This window comes from Rhizobium sp. Leaf371, from assembly GCF_001424045.1.
Classification (GTDB): Bacteria; Pseudomonadota; Alphaproteobacteria; order Rhizobiales; family Rhizobiaceae; genus Ferranicluibacter.
This window is the reverse complement of sequence record NZ_LMQB01000023.1, coordinates 493837-512764: the sequence shown is the minus strand read 5'-3', so window position 1 is coordinate 512764 and position 18928 is coordinate 493837. Positions and strand designations below refer to the sequence as shown.

The 18928-nt window shown below is 64.7% G+C and carries 21 protein-coding genes and 1 pseudogene; 14 read left to right on the top strand and 8 right to left on the bottom strand.

Features of this window, described 5'->3' with window-relative positions; translation table 11 throughout:
• Window positions 1–17: 17 nt before the first annotated feature.
• Window positions 18–1001 (bottom strand): iron exporter MbfA, encoded by a 984-nt coding sequence (gene mbfA / locus ASG39_RS13190; protein WP_062595413.1) that lies wholly within the window; start codon window positions 999–1001, stop codon window positions 18–20.
• A 273-nt stretch (window positions 1002–1274) separates the two neighbouring features.
• Between mbfA and ASG39_RS13185 the strand changes: the two genes are divergently transcribed.
• Together ASG39_RS13185 and ASG39_RS13180 are read left to right on the top strand one after the other, a co-directional pair.
• On the top strand, window positions 1275–1529 hold the full coding sequence (locus ASG39_RS13185) for a GlsB/YeaQ/YmgE family stress response membrane protein (protein WP_062471330.1): 255 nt from the start codon (window positions 1275–1277) through the stop codon (window positions 1527–1529).
• A 50-nt stretch (window positions 1530–1579) separates the two neighbouring features.
• Complete coding sequence (locus tag ASG39_RS13180) at window positions 1580–1909, top strand: hypothetical protein (RefSeq protein ID WP_062595601.1); 330 nt, start codon at window positions 1580–1582, stop codon at window positions 1907–1909.
• A gap of 75 nt (window positions 1910–1984) precedes the next feature.
• Here the strand turns inward: ASG39_RS13180 and efp are convergent, their stop codons facing one another.
• Window positions 1985–2554, bottom strand: coding sequence for an elongation factor P (efp, locus tag ASG39_RS13175; RefSeq protein ID WP_062595412.1), 570 nt, complete (start codon window positions 2552–2554; stop codon window positions 1985–1987).
• A 211-nt stretch (window positions 2555–2765) separates the two neighbouring features.
• Here efp and epmA point away from each other — a divergent pair, with 211 nt between their 5' ends.
• A complete protein-coding gene (gene epmA, locus ASG39_RS13170) occupies window positions 2766–3830 on the top strand; it encodes an EF-P lysine aminoacylase EpmA (protein WP_062595600.1) in 1065 nt (354 codons plus the stop codon).
• Window positions 3827–4876 carry a lysine-2,3-aminomutase-like protein gene (locus ASG39_RS13165; RefSeq protein WP_062595411.1) on the top strand — a complete coding sequence of 350 codons (1050 nt, stop codon included), beginning with the start codon at window positions 3827–3829 and terminating at the stop codon, window positions 4874–4876. Before epmA ends, ASG39_RS13165 begins: the two co-directional genes overlap by 4 nt.
• A 59-nt stretch (window positions 4877–4935) precedes the next feature.
• Here the strand turns inward: ASG39_RS13165 and ASG39_RS13160 are convergent, their stop codons facing one another.
• From ASG39_RS13160 to ASG39_RS13150, 3 genes are read right to left on the bottom strand one after another with little or no spacing between them, the layout of a single operon-like run.
• Window positions 4936–5601 carry an OmpA family protein gene (locus ASG39_RS13160; protein WP_062595410.1) on the bottom strand — a complete coding sequence of 222 codons (666 nt, stop codon included), beginning with the start codon at window positions 5599–5601 and terminating at the stop codon, window positions 4936–4938.
• A 54-nt stretch (window positions 5602–5655) separates the two neighbouring features.
• On the bottom strand, window positions 5656–6240 hold the full coding sequence (locus ASG39_RS13155; RefSeq protein WP_062595409.1) for a GNAT family N-acetyltransferase: 585 nt from the start codon (window positions 6238–6240) through the stop codon (window positions 5656–5658).
• Window positions 6237–6866: an XRE family transcriptional regulator gene (locus ASG39_RS13150; RefSeq protein ID WP_062595599.1), complete on the bottom strand. Its 630-nt coding sequence runs from the start codon at window positions 6864–6866 to the stop codon at window positions 6237–6239. The genes ASG39_RS13155 and ASG39_RS13150 overlap by 4 nt, the downstream gene beginning before the upstream one ends.
• Before the next feature lie 131 nt (window positions 6867–6997).
• On the opposite strand from ASG39_RS13150, the gene lepA reads away from it, so the two are divergent.
• The 5 genes and pseudogenes from lepA (at window position 6998) to ASG39_RS13130 (ending at window position 10002) form a co-directional block, all read left to right on the top strand.
• Entirely contained in the window at window positions 6998–8824 is a 1827-nt protein-coding gene (gene lepA / locus ASG39_RS13145) for a translation elongation factor 4 (protein ID WP_062595408.1), read from the top strand.
• 146 nt (window positions 8825–8970) lie between these two features.
• Window positions 8971–9150: pseudogene (locus ASG39_RS24550) on the top strand (DUF1508 domain-containing protein); the annotation flags it as partial.
• Window positions 9136–9345, top strand: a complete 210-nt coding sequence (locus tag ASG39_RS24545; RefSeq protein ID WP_244481239.1) for a DUF1508 domain-containing protein — start codon at window positions 9136–9138, stop codon at window positions 9343–9345. The pseudogene ASG39_RS24550 and the gene ASG39_RS24545, both read left to right, overlap by 15 nt.
• 127 nt (window positions 9346–9472) lie before the next feature.
• Window positions 9473–9703 (top strand): type II toxin-antitoxin system CcdA family antitoxin, encoded by a 231-nt coding sequence (locus ASG39_RS13135; protein WP_062595598.1) that lies wholly within the window; start codon window positions 9473–9475, stop codon window positions 9701–9703.
• Window positions 9703–10002: a CcdB family protein gene (locus ASG39_RS13130; RefSeq protein ID WP_062595406.1), complete on the top strand. Its 300-nt coding sequence runs from the start codon at window positions 9703–9705 to the stop codon at window positions 10000–10002. The genes ASG39_RS13135 and ASG39_RS13130 overlap by 1 nt, the downstream gene beginning before the upstream one ends.
• A 3-nt stretch (window positions 10003–10005) precedes the next feature.
• Here ASG39_RS13130 and ASG39_RS13125 read toward each other — a convergent pair whose 3' ends face one another.
• The 3 genes from ASG39_RS13125 to ASG39_RS13115 all read right to left on the bottom strand — a co-directional run bounded on the left by ASG39_RS13125 (window position 10006) and on the right by ASG39_RS13115 (window position 12129).
• Window positions 10006–10467, bottom strand: a complete 462-nt coding sequence (locus tag ASG39_RS13125; RefSeq protein WP_062595405.1) for a GFA family protein — start codon at window positions 10465–10467, stop codon at window positions 10006–10008.
• A gap of 28 nt (window positions 10468–10495) precedes the next feature.
• On the bottom strand, window positions 10496–11272 hold the full coding sequence (locus tag ASG39_RS13120; protein WP_082477217.1) for a pentapeptide repeat-containing protein: 777 nt from the start codon (window positions 11270–11272) through the stop codon (window positions 10496–10498).
• Window positions 11273–11370: 98 nt separating this feature from the next.
• Window positions 11371–12129, bottom strand: coding sequence for a type 1 glutamine amidotransferase (locus ASG39_RS13115; protein WP_062595404.1), 759 nt, complete (start codon window positions 12127–12129; stop codon window positions 11371–11373).
• 178 nt (window positions 12130–12307) lie between these two features.
• Here ASG39_RS13115 and rbfA point away from each other — a divergent pair, with 178 nt between their 5' ends.
• The 5 genes from rbfA (at window position 12308) to pnp (ending at window position 18782) form a co-directional block, all read left to right on the top strand.
• Entirely contained in the window at window positions 12308–12733 is a 426-nt protein-coding gene (gene rbfA / locus ASG39_RS13110; RefSeq protein WP_062595403.1) for a 30S ribosome-binding factor RbfA, read from the top strand.
• A 111-nt stretch (window positions 12734–12844) separates the two neighbouring features.
• Entirely contained in the window at window positions 12845–13780 is a 936-nt protein-coding gene (truB, locus tag ASG39_RS13105) for a tRNA pseudouridine(55) synthase TruB (RefSeq protein ID WP_062595402.1), read from the top strand.
• 374 nt (window positions 13781–14154) lie between these two features.
• Window positions 14155–15885 (top strand): sensor histidine kinase, encoded by a 1731-nt coding sequence (locus ASG39_RS13100; protein WP_082477216.1) that lies wholly within the window; start codon window positions 14155–14157, stop codon window positions 15883–15885.
• 199 nt (window positions 15886–16084) lie between these two features.
• Window positions 16085–16354, top strand: a complete 270-nt coding sequence (rpsO, locus tag ASG39_RS13095; RefSeq protein WP_062595401.1) for a 30S ribosomal protein S15 — start codon at window positions 16085–16087, stop codon at window positions 16352–16354.
• Between the two features lie 295 nt (window positions 16355–16649).
• Window positions 16650–18782: a polyribonucleotide nucleotidyltransferase gene (pnp, locus tag ASG39_RS13090; protein ID WP_062595400.1), complete on the top strand. Its 2133-nt coding sequence runs from the start codon at window positions 16650–16652 to the stop codon at window positions 18780–18782.
• Window positions 18783–18928 lie beyond the last annotated feature (146 nt).

The following is an 18928-nucleotide window of genomic DNA, read 5'->3' as shown; positions in this document are numbered from 1 at the left end:
AGGCGCCGGAAGGCGCCTCAACTGTTTCCGATCAGAATGCCGGCGCCCAGGACCAGTCCGCCGCCCAGCACCACCTGGAAGGCTGCGCGCAGGAACGGCGTTTCCATGAAGCGGTTCTGGATGAAGGCGATGGCCCAGAGCTCGATGAAGACGACGGCGACGGCGAGCGTGGTCGCGGTCCAGAAATCCGGGATGAGATAGGGCAGGGCATGGCCGAGGCCGCCGACGGCGGTCATGATGCCGCAGGCGAGGCCCCGCTTCAAAGGCGAGCCGCGTCCGGAGATCTTGCCGTCGTCATGCGCGGCCTCGGTGAAGCCCATCGAGATGCCGGCACCGACTGAGGCCGAGAGGCCGACGAGGAAGGTCTGCCAGGTGTCCTGCGTCGCAAAGGCTGCGGCGAAGATCGGCGCCAGCGTCGAGACCGATCCGTCCATGAGACCCGCAAGCCCCGGCTGCACATAGGTCAGCACGAATTGCCGCCGCGCCGTTTCGTCTTCAGAGGTCTTGACGTCGTCGGGCGTGTGCCGCGCGCCGAGCATGCGGGCGATATCCTCGTGACCCTCTTCCGCCAGAGCGAGATCGCCGAGCAGTTTTCGCGTTTCCGCGTCCCCGGTCCGCTTGGCGGCCTCGTGGTAGAAGTTCTGCGCCTGCCGCTCCATCGTCTCGGCCTCTTGCCGCATCTGGTCGAGCGTCAGGTTGCGCTGCAGCCAATCGGGCTTCTGGCGGATGAAGCCGCTGACATGCTCCCGGCGAAGAAGCGGGATCCGCTCGCCGAAGCGGCGGCGGTGCATGTCGATCAGCATGTTGCGATGGGTCTGCTCGACCTGGGCCATGTCCTCGAACACTTTGGCCGAAGCGGGGTAGGCGGCGCGCAGATGATCGGCATAGGCCAGATAGATCCGGGCATCGTCCTCCTCGGAGGAGATCGCCAGCGCGAGGATTTCCTGTTCGCTCAAACTGTCGAAGGCGCGGCGGGAGCGGGAGAAGAATGTCGTCAGCATGATCGGTCCTGAATTAGAATGGTTCTAAACTAGACCCTTCTGTGGGAAGATCAAGCGCGAATGCACCCGCCAATGCCCTTCCGGCGCGCCGATGCCCGTCCGGCGCCCGGATATCGCGTGCCGGACGGTCGACAGGACCTGCCATGCAGGCGACGACATGGCGAACGCGCTGCTAAGACGAGCCTTATGCTGCCGGACCCGCAGGCGGAACAAAACCACACGCTCCACGTTCACTCTGGCAATTCGAAATTATTGAACCCACGGAGAATGACAATGGACGTTAACGGCGTAGGCTGGCTCGCAGCAATCATCATCGGCGGTTTTGCCGGTTGGCTCGCAGAACAGTTCATGAAGTCCAATATGGGCGTGTTCATGAACATCATCCTCGGCATCATCGGTGCCGTCGTGCTCAACGCCATCCTGGCCGCCATCGGCGTGTCGCTCGGTGCCGGCTGGATCGCCTACCTGATCACGGGCTTCATCGGTGCCTGCATCCTGATCGCCATCGGCCGCATGGTCCGTCGCTAAGCGACGCCCGGAAAAAACTCTGGATCGCGACCGATTTCTAGGAGATGAACATGCTGACATTCGCTGCCGAAGGCAACGGTCAGGGCAGGCTCGAAATCAACGGGCAGACGCAGCCCGTCACCTACGAGCTGATCGTCGCCCGTGAAGAGGATGAATCGCGTCAGGTGCGCATCAAGCTCAGCGCACCGCGCGACTGGCTGCTGAACCAGGGCTTCAAGGGCGAGGCAACGCTCGTGCGGGCCAATGGCGACCGCATTCCGGTCCGTCGCGACGGCGGGCTGGATGTGGAGGATGCCGTTTCGGTGACGCTCGAAGGCTATGACGATACGCGCAGCGATGCGTCGGACGTGGCCGAAGCCTATCCCGAACTGAAGCACTGATAAGCTTCGAGACCGAAACGAAAAAAGGGCGCCGTTCATTGCGGCGCCCTTTTCTATGTGTCGCTTGCGCGACGATCAGTCCTTGGCGCGCTCGACGTAGGAATTGTCTTCTGTCGCGATGACGACGCGGGTGTTGGCGACGATATGCGGGGGCACGAGCGTGCGCACGCCGTTCGACAGGATGGCCGGCTTGTAGGACGAGGACGCCGTCTGGCCCTTGGTGACCGGCTCGGTCTCGACGATTTCGAGCGTCACATGGCGCGGCAGCTGGATCGCGATGGCAAGGCCTTCGTGGATCGACAGCGTGACCGTCATGCCGTCCTGGAGGAAGACCTTCTGGTCGCCGATGTCGTCGGAAGTCATCACCAGCTGGTCGTAGTTTGCCGGGTTCATGAAGTGGTAGCCTTCGCCATCTTCATAGAGGAAGGTGTGATCGCTGTCCTCGACATAGGCACGCTCGACCTGCTCGGTCGTGCGGTAGCGCTCGGAAACCTTCACGCCGTCGGAGATCCGGCGCATGTCCACCTGCGTCACCGGCGTGCCCTTGCCGGGGTGGAAGTTGGCGGCCGTGAGAACGACATAGAGCTTGCCGTCGACGTCGAGCACATTGCCCTTGCGAACGGAGGAGGCGATCACCTTGACCATAAGTCTTCCTTGTAACTGGTAAAGATGCATCGTAGAGCGTGGACATCTGCCCCATCTGCGATGCGGATAAAACCGGATTTGGGCCGCACCTAGCGCATATCAGGGCAAATAGCCAGTGCGGGCCGCTTGGATGCCGCAGGAATGCCTGAACGGAAAGGGCTGCCTGCACGCCGAGGCGATGCCCGAGATCGAACCACGGACCGACCCCGCCATGACACCAGCCGCAGCCTCTCCCTGGTGGACGCCGCATGTTCACGCCGATCGCCGTCCCTTTCTCGTGGCACGCAACCGGATCAAGGCGGCGCTGCGCGACTATCTCGCGCAGGAGGATTTCATCGAGGTGGAAACCGCAGCCCTTCAGGTCTCGCCCGGAAACGAAGCCCATCTCCATGCCTTCGAGACGGCCGCGATCGGCCCCGACGGCACGCGCGCACCGCTCTATCTCCACACCTCGCCGGAGTTCGCCTGCAAGAAACTGCTGGCCGCCGGCGAACGCCGCATCGCCTGCTTTGCGCCCGTCTATCGCAACCGGGAACGCGGACCGCTGCACCATCCCGAATTCACCATGCTCGAATGGTATCGTGTTGGCGAAACCTACCAGTCACTGATGGCGGACGGCCACGAGATGCTGCAGCGCGCGGCCGAGGCTGCGCAAACGCGAAGTCTCGGCCATCGCGGTCGGTCCTGCGATCCCGCGCTGGAACCCGAGCGCCTGACGCTGGCGGAGGCGTTTGCCCGCTATTCCGGCATCGACCTCCTCAAGACGGTCGCCCCGAACGGCGAGACCGACCGCGATGCGCTGGCCGCAGCCGTCGCCGGGGCCGGCATCCGCATGGCGGAAGACGACAGCTGGTCCGATCTCTTCAGCCGGGTTCTGGTCGAAAAGATCGAGCCGCATCTCGGCCTCGGCCGGGCGACGATCCTGATGGAATATCCGGTTGCCGAAGCCGCCCTTGCCCGCCCGTCGCCGGGAGACCCGCGCGTCGCGGAGCGGTTCGAGCTCTATGCCTGCGGCGTCGAGCTCGCCAATGCGTTCGGCGAGCTGACGGATGCCGGCGAGCAGCGGCGGCGGTTCGAGCTGGAAATGGCGGAAAAGAGCCGCATCTATGGCGAGCGCTACCCGATCGACGAGGATTTTCTCGCCGCCCTTGCGATCATGCCGGAGGCAAGCGGCAGCGCGCTCGGTTTCGACCGTCTGGTGATGCTGGCAACGGACGCGGCGCGGATCGAACAGGTGCTCTGGGCGCCGGTGGCCGAGACGGGAGCGGACCGGTGAGCCCTGTGAAGGAATTGCCGCTGAAGAGCGTGGGCCAGCTGCGCGATGCCGGGTTGGTGGGACCTCAGACCGGCGATGTCGAGGCCGTCGCGCGCCGCTACGCCATCGGCATCACGCCCGAAATGGCCGCGCTGATCGATCCCGCCGATCCGCGCGATCCGATCGCGCTGCAGTTCGTTCCCGATATCGCCGAACTCGACCACAGGCCGGAAGAGCGCGCCGACCCGATCGGCGATGCCGCCCATAGCCCCGTCGACGGCATCGTGCATCGCTATCCGGATCGCGTGCTCCTGAAGGCCGTGCATGTCTGCCCGGTCTATTGCCGCTTCTGCTTCCGCCGCGAGATGGTCGGCCCGGAGGGGCTGGGAATGCTCGCCGGCGACGCGCTGGATGCGGCCATCGCCTATATCGCCGACCATGCCGGGATCTGGGAGGTCATTCTGACCGGCGGCGATCCGCTGGTGCTGTCCCCCCGCAGGCTCGCCGACATCATGGGCCGGCTGGCAGCCATCGCGCATGTGAAGATCGTCCGGCTGCACAGCCGCGTTCCCGCCGTCGATCCCGCGCGGATCGATGCGGCGCTGATCGCCGCGCTCCAGGCGAGCCGCAAGACGGTCTATGTCGCCTTGCACGCCAACCATCCGCGCGAGCTGACAGACCAGGCGCGCGATGCCTGCGCCCGGCTGGTGGATGCCGGCATCGTCATGATCAGCCAGACGGTGCTGCTCAAGGGCGTCAACGACGATGTCGAGACGCTGGGCGCCCTCATGCGGGCCTTCGTCGAGACCCGCATCAAGCCCTATTACCTGCATCATCCGGATCTCGCGCCGGGAACCGCGCATTTCCGCTTGTCAGTCGAAGAAGGGCAAGCGCTGGTCGCTGCCCTGCGCGGCACGATCTCCGGGCTCTGCCAGCCGACCTACGTGCTCGACATTCCCGGCGGCCACGGCAAGGCGGTCATCTCGGCCCCGAGCATCGTACCGACGGACGGGGGCTACAGGGTCGAGGATTTCCGCGGCGGCCTTCACGACTATCCGCCCGTCTGAACGAAAAAAGCCGGCACCTCGCGGCACCGGCTTTCGTCCTGCAAAAAGCGAAAGGACGCTTACTGTTCCTTGATCGGCGCGATCGAGATTTCCACGCGACGGTTCTGGGCGCGGCCGGCTTCGCTCGAATTGGAGGCGACCGGACGTTCGGCGCCGTAGCCCATGGCCGACATGCGGCGCTGGTCCACGCCCTGGCTGCCGAGATAGTTGGCAACGGATGCGGCGCGGCGTTCCGAGAGACCCTGGTTGTAGCCGGCGCTGCCGGTCGAGTCCGTGTGGCCGTCGACATCGACCAGCGTCTTGTTGAACTTGCGCAGCACGATCGCGACCGAGTTCAGCGTCGCATAGAAGCCGGGCATGACCTGGTCCTGATCGGTCGCGAACGTGATGTTCGACGGCATGTTCAGGATGATGCGGTCGCCCTGGCGGGTGACGGAGACGCCGGTGCCCTGAAGCTGGGCGCGCAGCTCGCTTTCCTGGCTGTCCATGTAGTTGCCGATGAGACCGCCGCCGAGCGCGCCGATACCGGCGCCGACCAGCGCGGAATCACGCCGCCCGCGGGCGCTGCCACCGACGAGAAGGCCGGTCGCGGCGCCGAGGCCGGCACCGATCAGCGCGCCGCCTGCGGTGTTCGACATCTTCTGTTCGCCCGTATACGGGTCGGTGGTCGTGCAGCCGGAAAGATAGATGGCCGACACGGCCATGATGGCGATTTTCTTCATCATCGAATCAAGAGTCCCCAAAATTGCTCCCTGCTCCTCATAGCATTGATTGCGGCCTTATGATGGAAATCGGTTTTCGGCCGGGACAGGCGTGTCGTTCGAGAGAAGCGACTTGTAGAAAAAGGTCGAGCCGCAGAAGCTGCCATCGGGAAAGAGCGCGTAATCGGGGACGACCCCGGCCCGGCTCCAGCCGAGCCGGGCATAGATCGCCTCGGCCGGACTGCCGGTCGCCGTATCCAGCACGAGAAGATGCCGCCCGAGCGCCAGCGCCTGCTCCTCCGCAGCGTCCATCAACGACCGGGCAAGGCTGTGCCCGCGGCCGCGCCGGTGGACGAGAAGCTTCTTGAGATCCGCCCGATGCGGCTGGTTGGGCGGAAGGGCGATGCCGAGCTGTACCGTGCCGAGGATCTCGCCCGCATGCTCCGCGACCATGAGCACGACCTGCCTGTTCGCCACGGCATCGGCGACGCTGCGCCAGTAGATCGCCGCATCGGCCTCGGTGAAGGGCGAGAGAAAGCCGACCGAGGCGCCGTCGGCAACGCAATCGGTCAGGATCGCGGACAAAGCGGGGATGACGGTGCGGGCCTCGTCTCCGGTCAGGGGGCGGATCGTCTGCGGTCTGTCGGCGGTTACGATGGTCATGCGCGTCCCTTGCTCGTTTGCGGATGACCGCGATGCAGGATGATGGCGTAGCGGGCGGGATGTTCGTGCGGGTTCGAGAAGACGATCGTCTCGCTCAGCCGCATGAACAGGCAGTCGCCGCTGTGGAGATCGTAGGTTTCGTCGCCCGCCGTCATCGTCATGCGCCCGTCGAGCATCCAGAGATGCTGCGTCGTGCCGCTCTCGAATGCCCGGGGCTCGAATGCCCGGGGCTCGAAAAGCTGCGGCTCGAACACGACCCGCCCGCCGGGCGGGAAAGCGACATCGACGATATCGACCGGGGAGCCGGTGGCTTCCGGAGAAACGGCGCGCCGGACATAGCCCGTCTCCGGATCGCGCCAGACATGCTGCCCGCCCGCGCGCCGCAAGGGTGTTTCCTTTGGTGCTTCCTCGGCAAAGAAGCGCGAGAGCGTCGTGCCGAGCGCGTGGCAGAGGCGCGCCAGAAGCTGGGCGGTGGGATTGGCCTCGCCGCGCTCGATGCGGGAGATCATGGCACGGCTGACGCCGGACCGCTGCGCCAGCGCGTCGAGCGTCGTAGCGTGCGCCTGCCGCAAGGCCCGCAGTCTCTCGGCGATATCGGGGTCGAACGATGAGAGATCATTTTCCATCATAAGAGAATTATCGTCTTCTATGATGGAGTCAAGACGCGTCGGTGGTGCTGGACATTATGGTATCCGAATGCTGAACACCCTGCATTTCCCGCTTTGCGCCCGTCGGGAGCGCTGCTATATGCGGGCGCATGAGCACACCATCCTCCAAGACGCCGCTGGATCATATCCGCAACTTCTCCATCGTCGCCCACATCGATCATGGCAAGTCGACGCTTGCCGACCGGTTGATCCAGTCGACGGGCGGCCTTGCCGAGCGCGACATGTCCGAGCAGGTGCTGGACTCGATGGATATCGAGCGCGAGCGCGGCATCACCATCAAGGCCCAGACGGTGCGTCTGCACTACAAGGCCAACAATGGCGAAACCTACATCCTGAACCTGATCGACACGCCCGGCCATGTCGACTTCGCCTATGAAGTCTCCCGCTCGCTATCGGCCTGCGAAGGCTCGCTGCTGGTGGTGGACGCCAGCCAGGGCGTCGAGGCGCAGACGCTGGCAAACGTCTACCAGGCGATCGACAACAATCACGAGATCGTCACGGTCCTCAACAAGATCGACCTGCCGGCGGCCGAACCCGACCGCATCCGCGAGCAGATCGAAGAGGTCATCGGCATCGACGCCAGCCAGGCCGTGCTGATTTCGGCCAAGACCGGCCTCGGCATTCCCGACGTGCTCGAGGCGATCGTCCATCAGTTGCCGGCGCCGAAAAGCCCGGGCGGGGAAAAAGCGCCGCTGAAGGCGCTGCTGGTGGACAGCTGGTACGACACCTATCTCGGCGTCATGGTTCTCGTGCGCGTCATCGACGGCGTGCTCGCCAAGGGCCAGACGATCCGCATGATGGGCACGGACGCCAAATACCAGGTGGAGCGCGTCGGCGTGCTCACGCCGAAGATGCTGGCGGTCGACAGTCTCGGACCGGGCGAAATCGGCTTCTTCACCGGCTCCATCAAGGAAGTGGCCGATACCCGCGTCGGCGACACCATCACCGAGGACAAAAAGCCGACGGCGCAGGCGCTGCCGGGCTTCAAGCCGGCACAGCCGGTCGTGTTCTGCGGCCTCTTCCCGGTCGATGCCGCCGATTTCGAGGATCTGCGCTCGGCCATGGGCAAGCTGCGCCTCAACGATGCGTCCTTCTCCTTCGAAATGGAAAGCTCGGCCGCCCTCGGCTTCGGCTTCCGCTGCGGCTTCCTCGGCTTGCTGCATCTCGAAATCATCCAGGAACGTCTCGAGCGCGAGTTCGACCTCGACCTGATCGCCACCGCGCCGTCGGTGGTCTACAAGCTGACCATGACGGACGGCACCGAGAAGGAACTGCACAACCCGGCCGACATGCCGGACCCGGTGCGCATCTCGGAGATTCACGAGCCCTGGATCAAGGCGACGATCCTGACCCCCGACGACTATCTCGGCGGCATCCTGAAGCTTTGCCAGGACCGGCGCGGCGTGCAGACGGAACTGACCTATGTCGGCAAGCGCGCCATGCTCACCTATGAGCTGCCGCTCAACGAAGTCGTGTTCGACTTCTACGACCGGCTGAAGTCGATCTCCAAGGGCTATGCCTCGTTCGACTACCATCTCGACGGCTACAAGGAGGGAAACCTCGTGAAGATGTCGATCATGGTCAATGGCGAGCCGGTCGATGCGCTGTCGATGCTGGTGCACCGCTCGGCGGCCGAGAAGCGTGGACGCGACATGTGCGAGAAGCTGAAGGATCTGATCCCGCGGCACATGTTCAAGATCCCGATCCAGGCGGCCATCGGCGGCAACGTCATTGCCCGCGAAACGATCTCGGCCATGCGCAAGGACGTGACGGCCAAGTGCTATGGCGGCGACGCCAGCCGCAAGCGCAAGCTGCTCGACAAGCAGAAGGCCGGCAAGAAGCGCATGCGCCAGTTCGGCAAGGTCGATATCCCGCAGGAAGCCTTCATCGCCGCCCTGAAGATGAGCGACGAGTAAGGCGCGAGACACAGCCGGCCCTCCATTTCCGATCCCGGGGCCGGCACTGTGTCATTTGTTACTTTGCATTTCGGTCCTGCCTGTTTTGTTGTAGGTTTCACTGACGGACGGAAGCACCCGCTTTTGGCCGAAGGGAAGGAGACGACATGCACAAGTTCAAGATCCTGAAAGCCGCCGGCGGCCAGTTTCGAGCCCAGTTCCTCTACAATGCCGAAGTGATGGTCTGGTCGGAGAACTACGCGTCGAAAGCCAGCGCCAAGAATTGCATCGAATCGATCAAGAAGAATGCGCCGGGCGCGTCCACCGTCGATCTGACCAAGGACGAGACGGGATCCGGTTACCGCTTCGAGATCGTCGAGAACAAGGGCGGTGAACACTTCGTCCGGTTCAAGGCGGCAAACGGCGAGCCCATGGTCCAGTCCGAAGCCTACGCCTCGAAAGCCAGCGCCAAGAACTGCATCGAATCCATCAAGAAGAACGCGCCGGGCGCGCCGGTCGAGGATGAAACCGTCACGGCGTGAAGCCGTTCGACGCGGTGCCTCTTTTCTTCCGGACGGGATGGTCTATCCTGTTCCTCTCGCCCGGAAGCGATCTGCAGATGTGCCGGAAGATGTGCAGGCGGCCCGGGCCTTGATCGAGGATGATCCCATGTCGCAAACCGCCCGAACCAGGCCGGATGTCGCGCTCGACGACAAACTCGTCGCCGACGCGCTGGAACTGAACATCGATATTGCGAGCGCGGCCGCCGACGGCGTCGCCAAGGCGGTCAAGGCGGAGCGGGAGCGCCTCTGGCTGATCGAGAACGCCGAGGCGTTTGCGGCGAGCAATCGCTATATCGCCGAGCATGGCCTGCCGCTGGCGCGCTATCGCCAGTTCTGATGGCCCGATTCTGCGCCTACCGCCTGCGATATGACGGTGCCCTCGCGCTGGACGTGCAGGCGGAGATCCTCGCAGGCCTCGATACGCGGACGATGATACCGCTTCTGCCTCCCGGCGATCTGTCTCCGACATTTCCCCGCCTGAACCCGATCGTTGAGATCGAGGGCAATCGATATGTGATGGCGACGCAGTTTATGGCCGTCGTGCCGACCCGGGACATGGGCGCGTTCGTTGCCGATTTCCGGTCGCGTTCCGACGAGATCACCGCCGCGCTCGACTTCCTGTTCCAGGGCTTCTGACCCTCACCTTGCGGCGTGATAGGCGCCGATCAGCCTCTCGAAATCCGCCATCGGCGGAAAACGCTCGTAGCTGTGGGCGGCACCCGTTTCGGCGAAGGCGAGCTTTTCGCAGGTATAGGTCTCGATGAAGGGGCGATACCAAGTGAGATCGTCCAGCATGGTCGCGCGGACATTGACCATATCCGGCAGGCCTTCGATCCGCGTGAACATCCAGCTCAGGCAGTGCGGGCAGCAGAAATGGTGCAGCATGTCGCCATGGAGACCGCCGATCACCGGTTCGCCCTCGGCAACCGTGAAGCCGGCCGCGGGAACGGCGACGCTGAGGGAATAGGGTCCAGCCGTCATCTTCTGGCATCCCGTGCAATGGCAGGCCATCGTCAGGATCGGCTGGGCCGTGATGCGCAGGCGAACCTGGCCGCAGCGGCAGGCGCCGGTCAGGGGCAGATGCGGCCGGTCGTGCGCCATTCCCGTTCCTTCCATCGTGTTCGCAGGATCAGTCGTGCTTGCAGGGCCAATTCGGCGGCGGCGTCAGTCCCTGTGGGAGCGTCGTCTTGGCATCGCCGCAGGCGAGCGCGATCTGCTCCTGTTTCAGGCCGGTTGCCGTCGAGAGATCGAGCCCTTCGATGCGGGTCAGATAGAGGAACGCCTCGTCGAACGCGATCGGCCCCTCGAAGGTCGCGCCCGTCAGCTTGGCCCGGGCGAGGTTGGCGAGCGAGAAGCGCGTGCCGGTCAGGGTCGATTTCCCGAAGTTGACGCGCGACAGCTCCGCCTTGCTGAAATCGGCCCCGGTCAGGTCCGCTTCCGTCAGGTTGGTCCGTTGCAGTTCGGCGCCGGCGAAGGACGCGCCGGCCGCCTTGATGCCGGAAAAGTTGGAGCGGTAGGCTTCGATCCGCTTGAAATTCGCCTTTTGCGCCGTCGCACCGCTCAGCGAGGCCCGGATCAGCGTGGCCTTCTCGAGGTTCGCACCGGCGAGATCCGATCCGCCGAGATCGGTGGCCGATAGATTGGCGCCGGCGAGGACCGCATTGGTCAGGGTGCTCGAGGGCAGCATGAGGTTGGCCTTGCTGCAGCCGCTCCAGTCGATCCCGGCATTCGGCGTCGCTTCGCAATCCGCGGCCGCGGCGGGACCTGTCGTGCCGTAGAGACTGGCGACGACGATGCCGGCGCAGAGGCCGGCAACCGGCAGGCCGACGCGCAGCAGCGTTCTGCAGCGCGCATCGATCCGATTGCGAACCGATGGGTTCGACGTCTGTCCGGCAGGGTCTATCATTGCGCCTCGCACGCCGGAGACCGGCGCGTCCTCCACCTCTTCATGATCAAGAGAATAGGGGGAAGGGCTTGAAGCCGCAATGGTCGGCGGGCGTTTCGTCAGCCTTGAGAGACGTTTCGCCCGCAATGCGCCGATGCCACTTCGCCCCCTTGCAGAACGAGGATCGTTTCGACCCAGGCGCGTGCGAGCGCCAGCCCCGCTCTGTCGGACGCCGCGCCATGTCGTGCCTGGAGACGGGCGGAACGGGAAAGCCAGTCCGGATCGATCCGGTCGATCTGGTCCTTGTAGATCTCCTTCCACGTGGCGATCACGGCCGTTCCCGCCTCGAAATGAAACTGCATGCCGTAGCTCGCCCGGCCGATGCGGAAGGCCTGCAGCGGAACCGTGTCGTTCCAGGCCAGAACCTCCGCTCCGGGCGGCAGGGTGAAGGTGTCGGAATGCCACTCGAAGACCGGGAAGCGTTCGCCTGCGGCCGAGAGGACGGGGTCTGCGAGACCGGCCGGCGTCAGCGCGACCGCCTGCCAGCCGAACTCCCGCGCCGTGCCGAGGTGATTGTCCGCGCCATGGGCCCGCGCGAGAAGCTGGCTGCCGAGACAGATGCCGAGGACCGCCCGGTCCGTTTCGGTAAAGCGGCGCATGAGGAGGGTCAGGTCCGGGAGATAGGGATAAAGCGCGTCGTCGAGCGCGCTCTGCTCTCCGCCCAGCACCACCATCGCATCATAGCCGTCGCAGTCTGCCGGCAGGGGGTCCTGCGCATAGGCCTTGCGGATATCGAGGCGCGCGCCGGCCTCCCTCAGCGCCACGCCGACCAGACCGAGATCGGACTGCGGCATGTTTTCGATGACGAGGACGTGCATGGCGGCTCCGCAGACGTGGTCTCGTGCGTAGAGAACACGGGCCGTCCTTCCGATCAAGAGGCAGGGCTCAAGCCCGCATGTCCGGCACTTTTGCGCTGCGAGCCTTGACCTTCCGCCGCGAAAGAGGCATTGCACCGCCTCAATCGCGCTGAGATCGGCGCTCGATATCGGATATATCATGGCCAAATCCACCTCTTCGGGCCGCACGCAGCGCATGCTGCGGGTCGGCGAACAAGTCCGCGCAGCCCTGGTCCAGGTTCTGCAGCGGGGAGAGGTGCGCGATCCGCTGATCGAGACCACGGTCATCTCCATCTCGGAAGTGCGCATGTCGACGGACCTGAAGGTGGCCACGGCCTACGTGACGCCGCTCGGCGTCGCCGATCACGACGGCATCATCGAGGCGCTGAACCGGCACGCAAAATTCCTCCGGGGCCGGCTGTCGCCGCATCTGCGCCAGATGAAGTACATGCCCGAAGTGCGCTTCAAGGACGATACGAGCTTCGACAACTACCGCAAGATCGACGAACTCCTGCGCTCGCCCGATGTGGCGCGCGATCTGGGCCCGAGTGATGACAAGGGCGATGACGAGGGCGACGACCGCTAGGCGTTTGGGATTTCCCTGTCGGTCCTATCGGACGGCATGACGGGCCTGCACAGTGAAGCGGAACCCTCGGGGGTTCGATAAAACCGACACGAACATTGGAACGACAAGACGATGGGTAAACCGCGCAAACCAAAAGGGCGGCCGGTCTCCGGCTGGCTGATCCTCGACAAGCCGCTGGACTTCGGATCGACGGAAGCCGTCTCCAAGGTGAAGTGGCTCTTCAAGGCCCAGAAGGCCGGCCATGCTGGCACGCTCGATCCGCTGGCCTCCGGCATGCTGCCGATCGCGCTGGGCGACGCCACCAAGACCGTGCCTTACGTGATGGACGGGCGCAAGATCTACGAATTCACCGTCGCCTGGGGCGAGGAGCGCACGACGGACGACCTCGAAGGCACCGTGGTTCAATCCTCCGACAGCCGCCCGCAGGAGGAGGACGTGCGCGCCCTTCTTGCGAATTACACCGGCGTGATCTCGCAGGTTCCCCCGCAATTCTCCGCCATCAAGATCGCCGGCGAGCGCGCCTACGATCTGGCGCGGGAAGGCGAGGTGCTCGACATTCCCGCACGCGAGGTGGAGATCTTCCGCCTGTCGCTGCTCGGCTGCACGCCCAATCTGGCGCATTTCGAGATCGAATGCGGCAAGGGCACCTATGTTCGCTCGCTGGCGCGCGATTTCGGCCGCGACCTCGGCTGCTTCGGCCATATCGCTTCGCTGCGCCGATCCTTCGTCGCGCCGTTCGCCGAGGAAACCATGGTGCCGCTGGCGCAACTGACGGCGCTCGAAGCCATCGAGAGCGACGAGGACCGTCTGGCGGCGCTCGATGCGTTCCTGATCGATACGGGAGAGGCCCTGTCGAACCTGCCGCACATCGCCATTTCCGAAGATCAGGCGCACCGCATCCGAATGGGCAACCCGATCATCCTGCGCGGACGCGACGCGCCGCTGGCCGAAGACGAGGCCTATGCCACCGTCCGCGGCCGGCTGGTTGCGATCGGCGAGATCGGCGAAGGCGAGTTTCGCCCGAAGCGGGTCTTCAACGCCGACTGACCGGACAAGACGGGCCGGACCAGACTGACCGAACCAGACGGGCCTGCCCGGACAGACCTGATGTCATTGGCCGGCAAAGCCCTCACCTCGACCGATAGAACTGCCTCGATCGAACGGGCTTTCCGTACGGTTCCGTGCAGGCGAAATCTCGTGCCTTTTCAAACAGGGCCGGGGATGGTCTAGTGCCGTGATTCGGGCATCCGGCCTTACGGGCCGGATGACAGACGTTCCGTGCGAGGGAGCGAGCCGGTTCCACGAAGTCGTCTTCGGGAACGGGGTCGAAGGGCAGCGTCCCCGGTGTGTCCTCAGGGATGCGCGACGCTGCGGGGGCAGGGATCTTGGGTGGTGGGCTGAACAGAGGCTTGCGCCAACGCATGACCAGCGGGCTATCCGGCCTGCGCACCCGTTTGCGCCGACCTCTCGCCGTCTATCTCGCGGCCCTTCTGCTGATGGCGATCGTTCCGTCCTTCGTCTTCTCCCTGATGATCCTGAAGCGCAGCATGGACGACCAGGAGCGCGTGGTGAACGCCCTTCTCAAAGCCTCGACCGGCTCGGTGACCCGCGCCGTCGAACGCGAGGTGGACGGCATGCTGACCACGCTGCGCGTGCTCGCCTCGTCGCGATCGCTGGAGAACGACGATCTCGGCGCCTTCTATCGCCGCGCGGCCTCGGCGCTGTCCGGCACGGGCATGCACCTGCTCATCATCGACCGGACCTATCAGCAGCGGGTCAATACGCGCATTCCCTTCGGTCAGCCGCTTGGCCGCGCCTCCGATCCGCTCTCCGTCGATCAGGCGTTCCGCAGCGGCGTGCCCCTGGTGTCCTCGGTGTTTTTCGGGAACACGGCCCGGACCTGGGTCTTCAACGTCTACCTGCCCATCTTCTCGGCCAGACGGGAGGACGACTATCTGATGACGCTGACACGCGATGCCGTCTCGCTGGAGCGCCCGATCGGCCGCGACGTCCTGTCGCCCGGCTGGAACGCCGCCATCATCGACGGCAATGGCGATGTCGTGGCGGCTTCGGACCCGAAGGTCGCGCCCGGCAGGCCGTTCTTCATGTCCATCGTGCCCTCCTTGCGCGTCGGCGTGGGCGAGGCGGTCGAACAGGGCATCCGCTACCGCACGGTGACCGAGTTCTCCGTGCTCAGCGGGTGGAAGATCGTCGCCTGGGCAAAGGCCGCCGACGCCGATGCCACCGCGCGGCGCTCCTATGTCTGGCTGTCCGGCGGAGCGCTGGTGTTTACGGCCATCGCGCTTGCCATTTCGCTCGCCATCGCCCGGATGATGAGCCGCGGCGTGAAGCTGCTGGCGGACGACGCCCGCCGGCTCGGGCAGGGCGAGCCGGTCGCCATGCGGCATCATATGGTGGAAGAGGTGACCGTCGTCTCGGCCGCTCTGTCGGAAGCGGCGGAAGAACGCGTGCGCGCCGAGGCCGAGATCCGCTTCCTGATGCGCGAGGTCGCGCATCGCTCCAAGAACCAGCTGAGCGTCATCCAGTCGATGCTCAACCAGTCCGCAGCCTCGCCGGAAAGCCGGCAGGACTTCGTGGAAACCTTCCGGCGTCGCGTGGCGGGCCTTGCGCGCTCGACCGACCTGATGATCGCCAACGCCGCGCAGGGCATCGACATGGACGAGCTGGCGCACAACCAGCTCCAGCCCTTCATTCCCGACGGTTGCGATCGTTTCTCCATGGCGGGACCGCCGGTGCGGCTCGATACGCAGGTGTCGCAGATGCTCGGGATGGCGCTGCACGAGCTGGCCACCAATGCCACCAAATACGGCGCGCTTGCGAATGCGGACGGCCGCGTCGATCTCTCCTGGAGCCTCGACGGTGACACGTTCCGCCTCGTCTGGCGCGAGAGCCGCGCCGATATCGCACCGGAAATGCGCACGCCCGGCCGCAAGGGATTCGGGACGCTGGTGCTGGAGCGCATGCTCGGCATGTCGCTCGATGCACGCCTGCAGCGCCTGATGCACGAGGACGGCATCGAGTGGCGGGTGGAGATCGACAGCGCCCGGCTGAACAAGCCGGCCCCCGATGGCGGGACGGGCGGCGGCAAGGACGGAGGCAGCGACGGCGGGACCGGCGTGGCGGCTGGATAGGGCCGTGTTCGGCGGGAGCCCGGGCGGGGGGCCGGGCGGGGGAAGGCGGGTCTTTCCTTTCGCTCGCGAATGCTTTATAGGCACCGCCAGCATAAGGACGGGCTTTAACGTGCCCGTCTCCTTCTGCCTTCAAGGCCGCAGCTAGACGACATCCCGGCTGCCGGCGACCCGCAATCCTTAAAATCGAAAGGATCACACGATGTCGATCACTGCAGAACGCAAGACCCAGCTGATCAAGGAATACGCAACCGTCGAAGGCGACACCGGTTCTCCGGAAGTCCAGGTTGCCATCCTGACCGAGCGGATCAACAACCTGACCGAACACTTCAAGGGCCACAAGAAGGACAACCACTCGCGTCGTGGCCTTCTCGCCATGGTTTCGAGCCGTCGTTCGCTTCTTGACTACCTCAAGAAGAAGGAAGAGGCCCGCTACACCAAGCTGATCACTTCCCTCGGCATCCGCCGTTAAGATCGTTCCCGGCGGGCGGTGCTGCAAGGCGCTCGCCCGCCGGCCTCTTTTTACGGATGCGGTCTTCCGCATCTCGCCTGAAAGTCCATGAGCAGGCCGGACGTGCCGGACTGCAAAGCAACAGATGACCTGTCATGGGGCAGGATTGCAGGATGCTTCGAAGCCTCGTCCGGCTTCGTGAACCCGGAAGCCTCCCGTTGTCTTGCCCGTGATCCGTCGACCATGCAGGGACGCCCGCGCCATTCTTTACAGAGGCCTGCGGCGCGGCCTTGCCGCACAAATGTTAGGACAAGATATGTTCGATACCCATAGCGTCGAAATCGAATGGGCGGGCCGCCCGCTGAAGCTTGAAACGGGCAAGATCGCCCGCCAGGCAGACGGCGCCGTTCTCGCCACATATGGCGAAACCGTCGTTCTCGCCACCGTCGTTTCGGCCAAGTCGCCGAAGCCGGGCCAGGACTTCTTCCCGCTGACCGTCAACTACCAGGAAAAGACCTACGCCGCCGGCAAGATCCCGGGCGGCTACTTCAAGCGCGAAGGTCGTCCGTCGGAAAAGGAAACGCTGGTTTCCCGCCTGATCGACCGTCCGATCCGCCCGCTCTTCCCGGAAGGCTACAAGAACGACACCCAGGTCGTCGTCACCGTCGTCCAGCACGACCTTGAGAACGATCCGGACGTGCTGTCGATGGTCGCGGCCTCCGCTGCGCTGACGCTCTCCGGCGTCCCCTTCATGGGCCCGGTCGGCGGCGCGCGCGTCGGTTACATCAACGGCGAATACGTCCTGAACCCGCATCTCGACGAGATGGACGAATCGGTTCTCGACCTCGTCGTCGCCGGCACGCAGGACGCCGTCCTGATGGTCGAGTCGGAAGCCAAGGAACTCAACGAAGAGATCATGCTCGGCGCCGTCATGTTCGGCCACAAGGGCTTCCAGCCGGTGATCGACGCGATCATCAAGCTTGCGGAAGTCGCGGCCAAGGAGCCGCGCGAATTCGAACCGGAAGATCATTCCGCCCTCGAAGCCGAGATGCTCCAGCATTTCGAAGCCGAACTGCGCGATGCCTACAAGATCACGCAGAAGGCCGACCGCTACAAGGCCGTCGACGCCGTCAAGGCCAAGGTCAAGGCGCACTTCTTCCCCGAAGGCCAGGACCCCCGCTTCACCAGCGAAGTCATCGGCGCCGTCTTCAAGCACCTGCAGGCCAAGATCGTTCGCTGGAACATTCTCGACACCAAGAGCCGCATCGACGGCCGTGATCTCGAGACCGTTCGTCCGATCGTCTCGGAAGTCGGCATCCTGCCGCGCACCCACGGTTCGGCCCTCTTCACCCGCGGCGAAACCCAGGCGATCGTCGTCGCCACGCTCGGCACCGGCGAAGACGAGCAGTATGTCGACAGCCTGACCGGCATGTACAAGGAGCGCTTCCTGCTCCATTACAACTTCCCGCCCTACTCGGTCGGCGAAACGGGCCGCATGGGCTCCCCGGGCCGCCGCGAAATCGGCCACGGCAAGCTTGCATGGCGCGCCATCCGTCCGATGCTCCCGAGCCCGGACCAGTTCCCTTACACGCTGCGCGTCGTCTCCGAGATCACCGAGTCGAACGGCTCGTCCTCGATGGCCACCGTCTGCGGCACGTCGCTGGCGCTGATGGATGCTGGCGTTCCGCTGGCCAAGCCGGTTGCAGGCATCGCCATGGGCCTCATCCTCGAAGGCGAGCGCTTTGCGGTTCTCTCCGACATCCTGGGCGACGAAGACCATCTCGGCGACATGGACTTCAAGGTTGCAGGCACGGAAGCCGGCATCACCTCGCTGCAGATGGACATCAAGATCGCCGGTATCACCGAAGAGATCATGAAGGTCGCGCTCAGCCAGGCACAGGGCGGCCGCAAGCACATCCTCAACGAGATGGCCAACGCCATCACCGAAGGTCGCAGCCAGCTCGGCGAGTTCGCGCCGCGCATCGAAGTCATGCAGATCCCGGTCGACAAGATCCGGGAAGTCATCGGCTCCGGCGGCAAGGTCATCCGCGAAATCGTCGAGAAGACCGGCGCCAAGGTCAACATCGAGGACGACGGCACGATCAAGATCGCCTCGTCTTCCGGCAAGGAAATCGAAGCGGCCCGCAAGTGGATCCATTCGATCGTTGCAGAGCCGGAAGTCGGCCAGGTCTATGAAGGCACCGTTGTGAAGACCGCCGATTTCGGCGCCTTCGTCAACTTCTTCGGCCCGCGTGACGGCCTCGTTCACATCTCGCAGCTGGCGACCGACCGCGTTGCCAAGACCTCCGACGTCGTCAAGGAAGGCGACAAGGTCTGGGTCAAGCTGATGGGCTTCGACGAGCGCGGCAAGGTGCGCCTGTCCATGAAGGTCGTCGATCAGGCGACCGGCAAGGAAGTCAGCGAAAAGGGTGGCGAAGCCGCCGAATAAGGCGAGCCGCCGAACTTTGACGGGAAGGGCGCGGGGCGTTGATCGCTCCGCGCCCTTCTTGCATGATCACGACAGCCGCTGCCAAGGCGGCGCCAGATGGAACACCGCCGGTCTCCCGAGAGATCCGGCACGACGGGTAGCCGCAA

Bases quoted from the DNA above. Each gene is read 5' to 3' on its own strand.
- ASG39_RS13185 (WP_062471330.1), top strand. From the start codon at position 1,275: ATGGACGTTAACGGCGTAGGCTGGCTCGCAGCAATCATCATCGGCGGT.
- lepA (WP_062595408.1), top strand. From the start codon at position 6,998: ATGAGCACACCATCCTCCAAGACGCCGCTGGATCATATCCGCAACTTC.
- ASG39_RS13125 (WP_062595405.1), bottom strand. From the start codon at position 10,467: ATGGCGCACGACCGGCCGCATCTGCCCCTGACCGGCGCCTGCCGCTGC.
- pnp (WP_062595400.1), top strand. From the start codon at position 16,650: ATGTTCGATACCCATAGCGTCGAAATCGAATGGGCGGGCCGCCCGCTG.
- ASG39_RS13155 (WP_062595409.1), bottom strand. From the start codon at position 6,240: ATGACCATCGTAACCGCCGACAGACCGCAGACGATCCGCCCCCTGACC.
- ASG39_RS13115 (WP_062595404.1), bottom strand. From the start codon at position 12,129: ATGCACGTCCTCGTCATCGAAAACATGCCGCAGTCCGATCTCGGTCTG.
- ASG39_RS13120 (WP_082477217.1), bottom strand. From the start codon at position 11,272: ATGATAGACCCTGCCGGACAGACGTCGAACCCATCGGTTCGCAATCGG.
- ASG39_RS13130 (WP_062595406.1), top strand. From the start codon at position 9,703: ATGGCCCGATTCTGCGCCTACCGCCTGCGATATGACGGTGCCCTCGCG.
- ASG39_RS13135 (WP_062595598.1), top strand. From the start codon at position 9,473: ATGTCGCAAACCGCCCGAACCAGGCCGGATGTCGCGCTCGACGACAAA.
- rpsO (WP_062595401.1), top strand. From the start codon at position 16,085: ATGTCGATCACTGCAGAACGCAAGACCCAGCTGATCAAGGAATACGCA.
- mbfA (WP_062595413.1), bottom strand. From the start codon at position 1,001: ATGCTGACGACATTCTTCTCCCGCTCCCGCCGCGCCTTCGACAGTTTG.
- efp (WP_062595412.1), bottom strand. From the start codon at position 2,554: ATGGTCAAGGTGATCGCCTCCTCCGTTCGCAAGGGCAATGTGCTCGAC.
- rbfA (WP_062595403.1), top strand. From the start codon at position 12,308: ATGGCCAAATCCACCTCTTCGGGCCGCACGCAGCGCATGCTGCGGGTC.
- epmA (WP_062595600.1), top strand. From the start codon at position 2,766: ATGACACCAGCCGCAGCCTCTCCCTGGTGGACGCCGCATGTTCACGCC.
- ASG39_RS13180 (WP_062595601.1), top strand. From the start codon at position 1,580: ATGCTGACATTCGCTGCCGAAGGCAACGGTCAGGGCAGGCTCGAAATC.
- ASG39_RS13160 (WP_062595410.1), bottom strand. From the start codon at position 5,601: ATGATGAAGAAAATCGCCATCATGGCCGTGTCGGCCATCTATCTTTCC.
- ASG39_RS13150 (WP_062595599.1), bottom strand. From the start codon at position 6,866: ATGGAAAATGATCTCTCATCGTTCGACCCCGATATCGCCGAGAGACTG.
- truB (WP_062595402.1), top strand. From the start codon at position 12,845: ATGGGTAAACCGCGCAAACCAAAAGGGCGGCCGGTCTCCGGCTGGCTG.
- ASG39_RS13100 (WP_082477216.1), top strand. From the start codon at position 14,155: ATGACCAGCGGGCTATCCGGCCTGCGCACCCGTTTGCGCCGACCTCTC.